The organism is Streptomyces sp. ActVer, from assembly GCF_027270795.1.
Taxonomy (GTDB): Bacteria; Actinomycetota; Actinomycetes; order Streptomycetales; family Streptomycetaceae; genus Streptomyces; species Streptomyces umbrinus_A.
In genome coordinates this window covers 1-12922 of record NZ_JAPWHT010000300.1, presented here as the reverse complement: position 1 = coordinate 12922, position 12922 = coordinate 1, and the positions used below count along the sequence as shown (strand labels likewise).

At 70.6% G+C, this 12922-nt stretch carries 10 protein-coding genes and 3 pseudogenes; 5 read left to right on the top strand and 8 right to left on the bottom strand.

Features of this window, described 5'->3' with window-relative positions; translation table 11 throughout:
• Positions 1 to 264: pseudogene (locus O3Q52_RS35985) on the top strand (hypothetical protein); the annotation flags it as partial.
• Positions 261 to 2276 carry an acetoacetate--CoA ligase gene (locus O3Q52_RS35980; protein WP_269652818.1) on the top strand — a complete coding sequence of 672 codons (2016 nt, stop codon included), beginning with the start codon at positions 261 to 263 and terminating at the stop codon, positions 2274 to 2276. The pseudogene O3Q52_RS35985 and the gene O3Q52_RS35980, both read left to right, overlap by 4 nt.
• Positions 2277 to 2426: 150 nt before the next feature.
• On the opposite strand, the gene O3Q52_RS35975 is transcribed toward O3Q52_RS35980, so the two are convergent.
• Positions 2427 to 4031 carry an MFS transporter gene (locus O3Q52_RS35975; RefSeq protein ID WP_269652817.1) on the bottom strand — a complete coding sequence of 535 codons (1605 nt, stop codon included), beginning with the start codon at positions 4029 to 4031 and terminating at the stop codon, positions 2427 to 2429.
• Between the two features lie 162 nt (positions 4032 to 4193).
• Between O3Q52_RS35975 and O3Q52_RS35970 the strand changes: the two genes are divergently transcribed.
• Positions 4194 to 4913, top strand: coding sequence for a TetR family transcriptional regulator (locus O3Q52_RS35970; RefSeq protein ID WP_269652816.1), 720 nt, complete (start codon positions 4194 to 4196; stop codon positions 4911 to 4913).
• A gap of 57 nt (positions 4914 to 4970) precedes the next feature.
• Positions 4971 to 5735, top strand: coding sequence for a DUF2993 domain-containing protein (locus tag O3Q52_RS35965; RefSeq protein ID WP_269652815.1), 765 nt, complete (start codon positions 4971 to 4973; stop codon positions 5733 to 5735).
• 22 nt (positions 5736 to 5757) lie between these two features.
• Here the strand turns inward: O3Q52_RS35965 and O3Q52_RS35960 are convergent.
• The 7 genes and pseudogenes from O3Q52_RS35960 to O3Q52_RS35930 all read right to left on the bottom strand — a co-directional run.
• Positions 5758 to 5946: pseudogene (locus tag O3Q52_RS35960) on the bottom strand (MBL fold metallo-hydrolase); the annotation flags it as partial.
• A pseudogene (locus O3Q52_RS35955) lies at positions 5946 to 7417 on the bottom strand (heavy metal translocating P-type ATPase); the annotation flags it as partial. The pseudogenes O3Q52_RS35960 and O3Q52_RS35955, both read right to left, overlap by 1 nt.
• A 50-nt stretch (positions 7418 to 7467) precedes the next feature.
• A complete protein-coding gene (locus O3Q52_RS35950) occupies positions 7468 to 7785 on the bottom strand; it encodes a hypothetical protein (protein ID WP_269652814.1) in 318 nt (105 codons plus the stop codon).
• Positions 7786 to 7886: 101 nt separating this feature from the next.
• Positions 7887 to 8504 carry a hypothetical protein gene (locus O3Q52_RS35945; protein ID WP_269652813.1) on the bottom strand — a complete coding sequence of 206 codons (618 nt, stop codon included), beginning with the start codon at positions 8502 to 8504 and terminating at the stop codon, positions 7887 to 7889.
• Positions 8501 to 9364, bottom strand: a complete 864-nt coding sequence (locus O3Q52_RS35940; RefSeq protein ID WP_269652812.1) for a carbohydrate ABC transporter permease — start codon at positions 9362 to 9364, stop codon at positions 8501 to 8503. Before O3Q52_RS35940 ends, O3Q52_RS35945 begins: the two co-directional genes overlap by 4 nt.
• The gene (locus O3Q52_RS35935; protein WP_269652811.1) at positions 9361 to 10302 is read right to left on the bottom strand and encodes a carbohydrate ABC transporter permease; all 942 of its coding nucleotides are present in this window, start codon (positions 10300 to 10302) and stop codon (positions 9361 to 9363) included. The genes O3Q52_RS35940 and O3Q52_RS35935 overlap by 4 nt, the downstream gene beginning before the upstream one ends.
• Positions 10299 to 11627, bottom strand: coding sequence for an ABC transporter substrate-binding protein (locus tag O3Q52_RS35930; RefSeq protein WP_269652810.1), 1329 nt, complete (start codon positions 11625 to 11627; stop codon positions 10299 to 10301). The genes O3Q52_RS35935 and O3Q52_RS35930 overlap by 4 nt, the downstream gene beginning before the upstream one ends.
• Before the next feature lie 167 nt (positions 11628 to 11794).
• Here O3Q52_RS35930 and O3Q52_RS35925 point away from each other — a divergent pair.
• Positions 11795 to 12922 (top strand): Gfo/Idh/MocA family protein (locus tag O3Q52_RS35925; RefSeq protein WP_269652809.1); only part of this gene is annotated, 1128 nt, incomplete at its 3' end.

The following is a 12922-nucleotide window of genomic DNA, read 5'->3' as shown; positions in this document are numbered from 1 at the left end:
CTCCACGTGGAGATCCCGGAGCAGGTCGTCCAGGTCAACGACGAGATCTTCGTCAAGGTCATCGGGCTCTCCGCCTGGCTGCGCGAGGGCAGGGCGGAGGCCGTGCTGCTGCGTCCCGACCGCGTCGTCATGGACGTCGTCCCGTCCGGCGCCGCCGACTTCACCGACACCGCGGGCTGGGCGTCCCTGCTGCACAGCACACGAAAGCCTCTCCCAGCCCAACGGACCATCGAAACAAGCCTGTTGAGGAGTGCCACACGATGACCAGGCCGTACCCGGACCCCTTCATGACTCCCGATCCGCAGGCCGCGGCGTCCAGTCGCATCGTGGACTTCGCCCGCCGGTCCGCCCGGTGCCGGGGCGTCGGGGCGGGCGCCGACCACACCGACTACGCCGCGCTGCACCGCTGGTCCGTCACGGACCTGGAGGGCTTCTGGGGTGCGGTGTGGGAGTACTTCGACATCGACGCGGACCGTGCGTACGAGCGGGTGCTGGCCGAGGATTCCATGCCGGGTGCCCGCTGGTTCCCCGGGGCGACCCTCAACTACACACACCACGCCCTGCGCGGCCTGAGCCCCGACCGGCCCGCGATCATCGCTCTGGACGAGACCGGTTCGGCCCGCCCGGTCGGCGCCGGCCGACTGCGTACCGAGGTCGCCTCCGTCGCCGCGACCCTGCGCGACCTCGGCGTGGGCATGGGCGACCGGGTCGTCGGCTACCTCCCCAACACCCCGCACGCCATCGTGGCGTTCCTCGCCGCCGCGAGCCTCGGCGCGGTCTGGTCGGTGTGCGGCCAGGACTACGCGCCGAAGGCCGCCGCCGACCGCTTCGCCCAGCTCGAACCCACCGTCCTGATCTCCGCCGACGGCTACCTCTTCAACGGAACCGCCCACGACCGCCGCGACGCGGCCCTCGAACTGGCCCGCGCACTACCTACGTTGAAGGCAACCCTGCTCGTCGACCACGTGGGCCTGCCGAGGCTGTCCCGGAACTACCCGTCCCTGGCCGTACCGTGGGAGGACGCGGCCGCCCGCACGGAGCAACTCGCCTGTACGCCGGTGCCGTTCGACCATCCGCTGTGGGTCGTCTTCTCCTCCGGCACCACCGGCCTGCCCAAGGGCATCGTGCACGGCCACGGCGGAGTCCTGCTGGAGCACCTGAAGACCCTGGGCCTGCACTCCGACCTCGGCCCCGGCGACCGCCTCCTCTGGTACACCACCACCCACTGGATGATGTGGAACCTGGTCGCCTCCACCCTGCTGACGGGCGCCACGACCTGTACGTACGACGGCAGCCCGGCACCGTTCGCCCGCCCCGACCTCCTGTGGGAGCTGGCCGCCCGCCACCGGGTCACCGTCTTCGGCACGAGTCCCCAATACCTGCTGGGAATGGCCAAGTTCGGCATCGACCCGTCCGTGCACGACCTGTCGTCCGTCCGTGTGGTCGGCTGCACCGGCTCCGCGCTGCCGGCCTCCGCCTACCCCTGGGTCCGCGACCACGTCGGAGACCGTGTCCTGCTCGCCTCCATCAGCGGCGGCACGGACGTCGTCTCCGGCTTCGCCGGCAGCGCGCCCACGACACCTGTCCGGGCCGGGGAACTGTCGGCCGCTCACCTGGGCGTGGCGCTGGCCGCGTACGACGCCGAGGGCCACCCGGTCGTCGACCAGGTCGGTGAGCTGGTGGTCACCCGCCCCATGCCGTCGATGCCGCTGTACTTCTGGAACGACCCCGACGGCACCCGCCGTCACGACGCGTACTTCTCCACGTATCCCGGCGTGTGGCGGCACGGCGACTGGATCACCTTCACCTCCCACGGTTCGGTGATCGTGCACGGCCGCTCCGACTCCACCCTCAACCGCAACGGCGTACGGCTGGGAAGCGCCGACATCCACGATGTCGTCGAACGGCTGCCGGAGGTCGCCGAGGCCCTCGTCATCGGTGCGGAGGAACCGGACGGCGGTTACTGGATGCCGTTGTTCGTGGTCCCGGCGGCCGGTGTGGTCCTCGACGACGCGCTCCGCGACCGCATCCGTGAGGCGATCGGCTCCGGTGTCTCGCCGCGCCACGTCCCCGACGAGATCCTCGAAGTCCCGGCCGTCCCGCACACGCGCACGGGCAAGAAGCTCGAAGTCCCCGTCAAGCGGCTGCTCCAGGGCGCGCCCGCCGATCAGGTCGTCGACCCCGACACCGTGGACGCGCCCGAACTCATCGACCACTACGCCCGGTTGGGAGCCGAACGCCGCGCGCGGACCGGCGTCGGTCCCGCCCGCTCATGAGAAGGGCGGTGCCGGGCGTCCCCTCCCGGCACCGCCCGGGCCGTGCGCCGCTCGGGCACGACCCGTCATGGGTGAAGGAAGGCCGGACCCGGGGTCCGGCCTTCCTTGTGGTCGGCTCCGTTCTTCGTGAACCGACCCGCGTGCGGATCCTCAGGAGACGTCCACGCGCTCCTTCGGGCTCTCTTCCGGCTCGTCCTGGTCGCGCTTCGCGGCCTTGCGGCCGGGCAGGACCGCGAGGACGATCATGGTTCCGGCGGCCATGATGATCCCGCCGATCAGGCTGGTGTGGGCGACACCGTGGGCGAAGGCCTCGTGCACCGCGTCGATCAGGGCCTGGGCCTGCTGGGGTCCGGCGGAGGGGGTCTTCGCGATCTGCTCGGCGACCGCCAGGCCGCCGCCCACCGAGTCCTTGGCCGTCTCCATCGCGGAGGCCGGCAGCTGACCGCCGACCAGGTCGGTCAGCCGGTCCTTGTAGGCGGTGGCCAGCAGCGAGCCCAGTACGGCGATGCCGAGGGAGCCGCCGAGTTCCAGCGCGGTGTCGTTGGCACCGCCGCCGACGCCCAGCTCGCTCTCCGGGAACGAGCCCATGATGGTGTCGGTGGCCGGGGACACGCTCAGACCGATCGCGAACCCGAGCATCATCATCGGCGCCAGGAAGTCGGCGTACGTGGAGCCCGTGTCGATCCGGGTGAGCAGGAGCACGCCCACGGTTCCGATCACCATGCCTGCCACCACCATGGCCTTCATGCCCAGCTTCGGCGTCAGCCGCCCGGTGGCCGCGGCGCCGACGAACACCGCGCCGGCCAGCGGCAGCAGGCGGACGCCGGTCTCCAGCGCGCCGTAGCCGAGGACGAACTGCAGGAACTGGGTGGAGTAGTAGATCGCCCCGAAGGTGCCGAAGAAGAAGAACAGCACCGCGAGCATCGAGCCGCTGAAGGGACGCCGGGCGAACCTGCGCACGTCCAGCATCGGGTGCGGATGGCGCAGCTCCCAGAGCACGAAGGCCGCCAGGCCCACGCCCGCGACCACCGCGGCGGCGACCGGTCCGGTGCCCCAGCCGAAGTGCGGGCCCTCGATGATCGCGTAGACCAGCGAGCCGACCGAGACGATCGACAGCAGTCCGCCCACGTAGTCGATCCGGCCCGCGTTCGCCGCCTTCGACGGCGGCACCAGGACCAGCGCGCCGATCACGGCGAGGACGGCGATGGGCACGTTGATCAGGAAGGTCGAGCCCCAGGCGTGGTCCTCCAGGAGCCAGCCGGCCACCAGCGGGCCGACCGCGATGGCGAGGCCGGAGGTGGCGGTCCAGGCCGTGATCGCCTTGGCCCGCTCGCGCTTCGGGAAGATCGCGACCAGCAGGGACAGCGTGGCCGGCATGACCACCGCCGCGCCGACGCCCATGATCGCGCGGGCCGTGATCACCAGGCCCGTCCCGTCGACCAGGCTGCCCATCACCGAACCGCCCGCGAAGATCACCAGACCCGCGACGAGCGCCCCGCGACGGCTGTACTTGTCGCCGATCGAGCCCAGGACCAGCATCAGCGCGGCGTACGGAACGGTGTAGCCGTCGATGACCCACTGCAGATCGCTGCTGCTCAGGCCCAGGTCCTGGGTCATGTCCGGCGCCGCCACGATCAGCGACGTGTTCGCCATGACCACGATCAGCAGGCTCAGACACAGGACCAGCAGGGCGAGCCAGCGCCGTGAGTACGGCCCTGCCATCTTCTCGACGGGTGTGTTGGCGACGAGCGGCATCGAAGGCTCCCAGGGGGTGAGCGGGACGAGCGGGGCGACTTAATTGCCCACTGATGTGCAGGCTAGTTTATTGCTCACTGGTGTGCAAATATCGCGGTAGCCCTCCCCGCCCCGCCCGCTCGCCTGTCTGTCTGCCCGCCTGTTGTCTGCCGAGGTACCGATGTGACCAGCCCGCCAGCGACGCACGAGCCCCTCAGCCGTACGGCCCGCGCCACCCGCACGCGCATCCTGGAAGCGGCCCTGCGGGAACTGGGGCGCAACGCCGACAGCCGCCTCGGAGACATCGCCGAGGCGGCGGGTGTGGCGCGTCGGACCGTGTACGCGCACTTCGCGGGGCGGGCCGCTCTTGTCGGGGGGCTCGCGGCGGATGCGGGGGAGGCGATTCGCGTTGCGATCGCCGTCGTCGACGCGTCGGCGTCGGCTCCGGACGCGGACGCTGGTTCGGCTGTGGGTTCGGCCTCGGACGCGGCTCGGAGTCGAGGTCCGGCTCCGGGTGCCGCGAGTGCCCTGGCGCGTGTCGTCCTCACCCTCTGGCCGGTCGGTGACCGCTATCGCACGCTCATCGGGCTCGCCCGCCGGGACCTGGGGGCCAACGAGTTCAGCGAACTCCTGACGCCCGTCCGCGACACGGTCGCCGGGATCCTCGCCCGTGGCCAACGGCAGGGCGTCTTCCGCACCGGCGTCCCGCCCGGCCCGCTCAGCAGAGCCCTGGAAGCCCACATCCTGGTGCTCCTCGACAGCGTCAACTCCGGGATCTGGGCCGACGACGGCACGGGCGCCGCCACCACGACCTTGATCGCCGCCGGCGCCGACCGCGAGGTCGCGGCCTCGACGGTTCGCCGTCTCCGCGATGCCGACCAGCCCGGGTGCGATGCCCGGTAGCCCGGGTGCCGAGCAACTCGGGCCCCCAGCAACCCCGTACACGCGACAGGAGAGTTCATGTACCGCCCCCATCCCGAATACCGCGACGGCTTCGACCACCGGTCGGACGCCACTCGGACGCACCGGCAACCGCTCGTCATCGCCCTGGCCGCCCTGTGCGCGCTGATCCTCGTCCCCGTGGTGGTCGACCGTGTCGTGGCGGCGCGGGTGGAGTCGGGTACGGCCGAGGCGTTCCAGGAGAGCATGGGTACTGCCACGCGGCCCGAGGTCCATGTACGCGGCGTCCCCGTGCTGACCCAGGTGGCCTCCGGCACCCTGCGGCATGTGGACATCAGCGCCCACGACATACCCGCCGACGAGGCCACCCGCCCGCTGCCGCTGACCGAACTCGACCTCGAACTAGACGACTTGCGGAAGTCGGACAACGGCAGCGAGGCACGGGCACGCAGCGCCGAGGCGACCGCCCGGCTGTCGTACACCGACGTGTCCAACGCCCTCGGCCTGGAGGTGTCCCAGGGCGACCGGCCCGGCCGGATCAGCGCGAGGACGGCGATGCCGTTCGGCGACGGGATCACAGTGACGGTGAGAGTGTCGGCGGCCTCCGGCAACCGCATCGCCCTCGAGGACTTCCGGGTGACGAGCGGCGCACTGCCCAACGCCGGTCAGGTACTGCTCGACAAGATCTTCGAGCAGCCGATCGAGCTGCGGAACATCCCCGACGGCCTGCGCCTTCCCTCGGTCACCACCTCGGCCGACGGCCTCACCGCCCGCTTCTCGGGCACGTCGGTCACCTTCCGCCCCGACGACGCGGCACAGGGCTGACCGCCCTTGCCCCTGCTCAGCGGCTGGCCGACTTCTCCTTGCCGATGGTGGTGGCGCTACCCTCGGCCCCGCCGGCGGAACAGAAGCTGCCGAAGCCGTGGGTGGGCAACACCGCTGTCTCGTCGGGGAGTTCGTCCGCAAGCCGGCGGGCGGAGGCGTGCTGGGCGCGGGCGAGACCCTCGGTCAGGCGCGGCTCGACGAGGTCGGGGCGAACTCCCCCACGTCCGGCAACGGCCGCTCGGGCAGGGTCCGTTGTACGTACGAGACGATCGCGCGCCCCGGCGGATGCTCGGAGCCCTGTTCCAGCGCACCGGCCAGCCGCAGCACCGCCTCCCGCCCGAGTCCGTCGGACACGGCGGTGACCCGGGCGACGCTCATGCGGCCGGAGGTGAGGGTGCCCGTCTTGTCGAGTACGACAGTGTCGATGTGCTGGAGCGACTCCAGGGCCTGCGGTCCGCCGACCAGGACGCCCAGTTGGGCCCCGCGCCCGGTGGCGGCCATCAGCGCGGTCGGTGTCGCCAGACCCAGCGCGCACGGACAGGCCACGACCAGCGCCGCCACGCACGCGGTGACCGCCGCCTGCGGATCGGCTCCCGCGCCGAGCCAGAACCCGAACACGGTCACGGCGAGCGCCAGCACCACCGGCACGAACACCCCGGCCACCGCGTCGGCCAGCGCTGAGCGCGCGCCTTCCCGGCCTGAGCCTCCGTCACCAGCTTGGCGACACGGGCGAGTTGGGTGTCGGCGCCGATCGCCGTGGCCCGTACGAGCAGCAGCCCGCCGGCGTTGACGGCCCCGCCCACCACCGCCGAGCCCGGACCGACCTCGACCGGCTCGCTCTCGCCGGTGACCAGGGACAGGTCCACGGCGGAACTGCCCTCCGTCACCTCCCCGTCGGTGGCGACCCGCTCCCCCGGACGTACGACGAAGACCTGCCCGGTCCTCAACCGCTCGACGGGCAGCAGCCGTTCGACGCCACCCTCGCGTACCGAGACCTCCTTGGCGGCGAGTCGGGCGAGCGACCGCAGTGCGGCCCCTGCCCCGTGCCGGGCCCGCGCCTCCAGGAAACGCCCGGCCAGCACGAACAGCGGTACGCCCACGGCCGCTTCGAGATAGATGTGCGCGGCGCCCTCGGACGCCGAGGGCAGCAGAGTGAACGGCATCCGCATCCCGGGCTCGCCCGCGCCGCCGAGGAACAGCGCGTAAGCCGACCAGGAGAAGGACGCCAGCACGCCCAGGGAGACCAGCGTGTCCATGGTCGCCGTCGAGTGCCGCAGCCCGCGCAACGCCCGTACGTGGAACGGCCAGGAGCTCCACACCGCGACCGGGGCGGCCAGTACGAAGCACAGCCACTGCCAGTTGCGGAACTGCCAGGCGGGCACCATCGACAGTACGAGCACCGGCACGGCGAGCAGCGCCGTGACCGTCAGCCGCTCGCGCTCCTGCCGGGCGCCCTCGGTCCCGGGGTCCCCCTCGTCCTCGTCCTGGCGTTTTGGCTGCTCGGGAGGGGGTGGGGAGGGTGGCCGCGTAGCCGGCCTTCTCGACCGTGGCGACGAGTTCCTCGGGAGGGACATGGGCCGGATGGCTCACCCGGGCCCGCCCGGTGGCCAGGTTGACGGTGGCGGTGACGCCGTCCAGCTTGGCGAGCTTCTTCTCGACACGGTTCACGCCGCGCAGGTCATACCGCCGACGGTCAGGTCGGTCGTCACGACGACGGCCACCGGTTCGGCACTCACCGGCCGTCGCTTCCGTGCGTGCCGCCCATGTCCATGTCCATGCCGCCCCCGCCGCTGTCGCCGCCTCCGTCGCCACCGTCGTCTCCGTCACGGCTCGTTCCGGTTTCGTGCATGCCGGGCGCCACGGGGCCGATTGCGGCACCGGCTGCGTACGACGCCACGAACATGAGCGCGAGCAGGAGCAGGAAGCCGCACAGCGCGGGCGGCGGCACCAGCCTCCGCAGCGCCGCGCCCGCGGCCGCGTTCGCGCCGGCACCCGCACTCGTGTCCGTGTACGCGTCCGCGTCCGGGGAGGATTGTCGGGACTTGCCCATTCCAGTTCTCCAGATCGCACGGCGTCGGCCGGTCCGTGCCGTGACGGTCCAGAAGTCGGGCGCGCACCCCTGTGAGTTCCGGCGCGGGCCCGTGGCGTACGTCACTCGGGCAGTGCCGTCACCCCTCCAGGCCGGTGCGGCATCCGTACGTCGACCGCCGTGAGCGCCAACGCCAGCGGTCCCGGCGCCAGGAACGCCAGCGGCAGCAGCATCCAGGCACACAACGCGGCCGCCGCGACGGCGAGCAGGACCAGACCGCTGCCGCCCACATCCCGTACGGAGTCCCGGGCGGCCCCTGCCACGGCCGCCCGCCAGTCGGTGAGCGACTCGGGGCGCCCACAGGCGCGAAGGCCCACGACGGCCGCGTACACGCCGATGGCGGCGGCGACGATCGCGAACAGCGGGGCACCCGGCAGTCCGGCTCGGGCCAGGGCGAGGTCCGCCCAGAGCAGCAGGACTCCGGCCAGGGACAGCGCCCCGGCCGCGAGGTCCCCGACGCGCAGGCGTCGCCGCAGCAGCGCCAAGTACCTTCCCGCGGTGGCCGGTTGGTCCTCGCGGACGCCGCGCAGGACCGCGCAGGCCGTGGACAGTGCCGCCGGCAGGGTGACGACCGGCAGCGCCACGAGGGCCGTGCAGACGCCGACGCTCAGCACGTCCGCGAACAGCGTCATGCGCGGTCCGAAGATCTCGCCCGTCTCGCGGGCCTGTCCGGCGCTCATCCCTTGATCCCGGAGTTCGCCATGCCCTCGACCAGGAACCGCTGGAAGGCGAGGAAGAACAGGACGATCGGGAGGAGGGCGATCACCGACATCGCGAACATCGGGCCGAACGCGGACTGGCTCGACGCGTCCACGAACGACCTGAGCGCCAGCGTGAGCGTGAACTTCTCCGGCGAGAAGAGATAGATCAGCTGGGTGAAGAAGTCGTTCCAGGTCCAGATGAAGGTGAAGATCGCGGTCGTGATCAGCGCGGGTCGCGTCAGTGGCAGGATCACCAGGAAGAAGCTCCTGAACGGGCCGCAGCCGTCGATCCGTGCCGCCTCCTCCAGTTCGCGCGGCAGTCCTCGCATGAACTGCACGATGAGGAAGACGAAAAAGGCCTCCGTGGCAAGGAACTTGGGCAGGATCAGCGGCCAGTAGGTGTTCACCATGCCGAGCTGGTTGAAGATGATGTACTGCGGGATCAGCACGGCGTGGTGCGGCAGCATGATCGTCGCGATCATGAACGCGAAGAGCGGGCCGCGGAAGCGGAAACGCAGCCGGGCGAAGGCGTACGCGGCCAGCGAGCAGCTCAGTACGTTCCCGACGACCGCGCCGCCCGCGATGAACAGCGAGTTGCCGAGCAGCTGCCAGACGGAGACGTCGTTCACGCCGTCGAGGGCGGTCGTGTAGTTGGACCATTCCAGGCTGCTGGGCAGCAGGTCGAGGCTGGCGATGACCTCGTTGGCCGGCTTGAGCGAGGTCGCGAGCAGCCAGGCCAGCGGGTACAGCATCACGAGCAGCGCGGCCAGACAGCCGAGGTGCAGGGCGACGCGACGCCAGGCAATGGGCTTGCGTACGGCGACGGTTGAGGTGGTCATCGGTCCCCCTCGGACGCGTAGAAGACCCAGGAGCGCGAGGTCCGGAACAGTACGGCGGTGACCGCGCCGATGACGAGGAGCAGTACCCAGGCCATCGCGGAGGCGTATCCCATGTGGGAGGCGACGAAGCCGCGGTCGTAGAGGTAGAGCGTGTAGAAGAGCGTCGAGTCGGCGGGGCCGCCCTTGCCCGCGCTCACCGCGAACGCGGGGGTGAAGACCTGGAAGGCCTGGATGGTCTGGAGCACCAGGTTGAAGAAGATCACCGGGGAGAGCATGGGCACGGTGATGGACAGGAACTGGCGCCGGCGGCTCGCGCCGTCCACCTCGGCCGCCTCGTACAGCTCGCCCGGTATCTGCTGGAGTCCGGCCAGGAAGATGACCATGGGGGCGCCGAACTGCCACACCGTCAGCAGGGCGACCGCGAGCAGCGCCCAGCCGGGCCGGTTGACCCAGCCGCCCGTGCCCAGCAGGTTGTCCACGGTGCCGCCGTCGTTGAAGACCGCCCGCCACACCAGGGCGATGGACATGGAGGCGCCGAGCAGGGAGGGGGCGTAGAAGGCCGAGCGGTAGAAGCCGCGGCCGCGCCGCATGGACTTGAGAGCGAGTGCGACGACCAGGGCGAGGCCGAGTTGTAGGGGCACCGCGATGACGACGTACGTGAGGGTCGCGACGACCGAGCGCCAGTAGCGCGGGTCCTCGGTGAACATCTGCGTGTAGTTGCGCAGGCCCACCCACTCGGGCGGGTTGAACAAGTCGTAGTCCGTGAAGGAGAGATAGAGCGAGACGGCCATCGGGAGCAGGGTCAGCACGGCGGCGCCGAGGACCCACGGGGAGAGGAACACCCAGGCGGCGCCCTCGCGTCGGCGCTTCCCGGGTCGCTTCGGTGGTGTGGAGCGCTTCCCGGTGCGGGCGGTGGCCGGTATCTCGGTGGTGGTCATGACCTCAGCTCCGCCTTCGCCTCGGTGACGTAGTCCTCGGCTGCCTCGCGGGGCGACATCTGCTCGTAGGACACCTGGTCGTAGTCCCGCTGGAAGGTGGTCTGCAGGGCGCTGTCGCCCGAAGGCGGCGCCTGCGGCGGGGAGTTGAGGGTTCCGTCCACGGAGGCCTGGTAGTCGGCGACCGTCTTGTCGAAGTCCTTCAGCTCGGGGGCGAGCGTCGTACGGATCGACTCGTTGACCGGGATGCCACGGGTCGCACCCAGGATCTTCGCGGCGTCCCTGTCGTTCAGCATGAAGTCGATGAGCCTGGCCGACTCCTCGGGATGGCCCGAGTCGGCTGCGACACCCATGAACATCGACGGCTTGAAGTACTGGCCGGGGGTGCCGTCCTCGCCCGAGGGCATCGGGGCGAGCGTCACGCCCGTCGGAACGAGAGCCACATAACCGCTCGACGGGGCGTCCCAGTTGAAGTCGGAGACGGACTTGCCGCGGCCGAGCGGGGTGTTCTCGACCGCACCGTCGAGCTGGGTGGTCTGCTCTGCGGGCGACACCGCGCCCTCGCGGCGGAGTTTGTCGGTGAAGGTCCACCAGCGGGTCAAGTCGTCCGCGGTGAAGCCCAGTTCGCGGTCCTTGGTGTAGAGGGACCTGCCCTGGCCGCGCAGCCACACCTCGAAGGCGTCCTCGCTCTGGCCCGGGTCGGTGGCGCCGGGTTTTCCGGTCCTCTCGGCGAGGGCGCGCATGGCGTCGGCCCAGTCGCTCCAGGTCCAGCCCTTCCGCGGCTTCTCGACACCGGACGACTCCCACGCCTTGGTGTCGTACACGACCGTCTCCGTGCCGCGAGCCTGCGGGACCGCGTACTGCTTGCCGTCCACAACGCCCGTGGCGAGCAGGCCGCGGTCGAACTCCTCGGTCCGTACGGCCTGTTGTTTCCCCAGGTCGAGGAGGACGCCGCCGGACGCGTACTGGTCGATCATGCGGTAGTCGAGCTGCATCACGTCCGGGGCGTCGCCGCCGGCCGCCTGGGTGGCGAGCTTCTGCTTGTAGGCGTCGTATCCGGAGAAGGAAGTCTGGACAACGATGTCCGGGTACTTCTTCTCGAAGAGGTCGATGGCCTCCTGGGTTCGGGCCGCTCTGTCCGGGTTGCCCCACCAGGTGTAGCGCAGCACGACGTTGCCGCCGGCACTGCTCGACTCGCCCGTGTCGGAGCAGCCGGTGAGCGCCGCTGCCGCCGCGCAGAGTGCGAGGACCGCGGCCGTCGTGCGGGACGGCCGGGACTTGGCGGTCCTGCGGGACGGCCAGGACTTCCTTGTCCTGTTTCCGGGCATGAGTGGGTCACCTCTTTCGCTAGAAAGCGCTTCCACCCCCCGGTACGACCCTAGGGAAGGTCCTGATGTCAGAACAAGACCCGTGCATCGCATCCGCCACATCGGTCTCGTCGGCCGCGTCCGTTGCGCCTGTCGGGGCCGTCGGAGGGAAGCGTCGTCGTTGTGCCGTGGTGGGACTGGGGGCCCGTGCGCGGATGTTCACCGAGGCGCTGACCGGGCCGTACTCGGACCGGATCGAGTTGGTGGGTTTCTGTGACGTCAATGGGCGGCGTATGGCCGTCCACAATGAGTGGATCGCGGCCGATCATCCTGGGCGGGGGCCCGTGGCCGCTTACGCCGCTGAGGACTTCGAGGTGATGTTGCGGCGTGAGCGGGTGGATCTCGTTGTGGTGTGCAGTGTCGACCGCACCCATGACGAATACATCGTGCGAGCGCTGGAGGCGGGGTGCGACGTCGTCACGGAGAAGCCGATGACCACGGACGCCGACAAGGCCCGCCGCATTCTTGACGCTCGGCGGCGGACCGGGGGTGACGTGCGGGTCGCCTTCAACTACCGCTACAACCCTGTGCATTCGGCCGTACGGGAACTCATCGCGGGCGGGGAGATCGGTGAGGTCGGGTCTGTGCATTTCGAGTGGCTGCTCGATCTGCGGCACGGTGCTGACTACTTCCGGCGGTGGCACCGGGACAAGACCAACTCCGGGGGGCTGATGGTGCACAAGGCCACGCATCACTTCGATCTCGTCAACTGGTGGTTGGGTACGGAGCCGGAGACCGTGTTCGCGCAGGGCGGGCTGTTCTTCTACGGGGACGAGGCTGGGCGGCGGCGGGGGCTCGCGCGGCCTTATGCCCGGGCCCATGGGGCTGCTGCTGCGGAGGGGGATCCGTTTGCTGTGCGGCTTGCGGAGTCCGAGGTGCTGCGTGCGCTCTATCTGGAGGCGGAGGGCGAGGACGGGTATCACCGGGATCAGAACGTGTTCGGGCCCGGGGTGAGCATCGAGGACGACATGGCTGTGCTTGTGCGGTATGCCTCTGGGGCCTCGCTGACCTATCACCTGACTGCCTATTCGCCCTGGGAGGGGTATCGCGTTGCCTTCAACGGGAGCGAGGGGCGGCTGGAGCTGTTGGTGGAGGAGTCGACGTGGACCCGGTCCTCGGTGCGGGCCGGTGGTGCGAGTCCTGTTATGCACGGGGCGACTGTGGGCGACGAAGTCGGGCGTACGGAGTTGTTGTTGCGGCGGTTCTGGGAGCGGCCTCGTGAAGTGAAGGTCGGGGGCGGGGAGGGTGGGGCTTCG

What these genes read in the sequence shown, in the direction of transcription:
- O3Q52_RS35950 (WP_269652814.1), bottom strand. Translation starts at nt 7,785, where the DNA reads ATGGGCAAGTCCCGACAATCCTCCCCGGACGCGGACGCGTACACGGAC.
- O3Q52_RS35930 (WP_269652810.1), bottom strand. Translation starts at nt 11,627, where the DNA reads ATGCCCGGAAACAGGACAAGGAAGTCCTGGCCGTCCCGCAGGACCGCC.
- O3Q52_RS35940 (WP_269652812.1), bottom strand. Translation starts at nt 9,364, where the DNA reads ATGACCACCTCAACCGTCGCCGTACGCAAGCCCATTGCCTGGCGTCGC.
- O3Q52_RS35945 (WP_269652813.1), bottom strand. Translation starts at nt 8,504, where the DNA reads ATGAGCGCCGGACAGGCCCGCGAGACGGGCGAGATCTTCGGACCGCGC.
- O3Q52_RS35965 (WP_269652815.1), top strand. Translation starts at nt 4,971, where the DNA reads ATGTACCGCCCCCATCCCGAATACCGCGACGGCTTCGACCACCGGTCG.
- O3Q52_RS35935 (WP_269652811.1), bottom strand. Translation starts at nt 10,302, where the DNA reads ATGACCACCACCGAGATACCGGCCACCGCCCGCACCGGGAAGCGCTCC.
- O3Q52_RS35975 (WP_269652817.1), bottom strand. Translation starts at nt 4,031, where the DNA reads ATGCCGCTCGTCGCCAACACACCCGTCGAGAAGATGGCAGGGCCGTAC.
- O3Q52_RS35980 (WP_269652818.1), top strand. Translation starts at nt 261, where the DNA reads ATGACCAGGCCGTACCCGGACCCCTTCATGACTCCCGATCCGCAGGCC.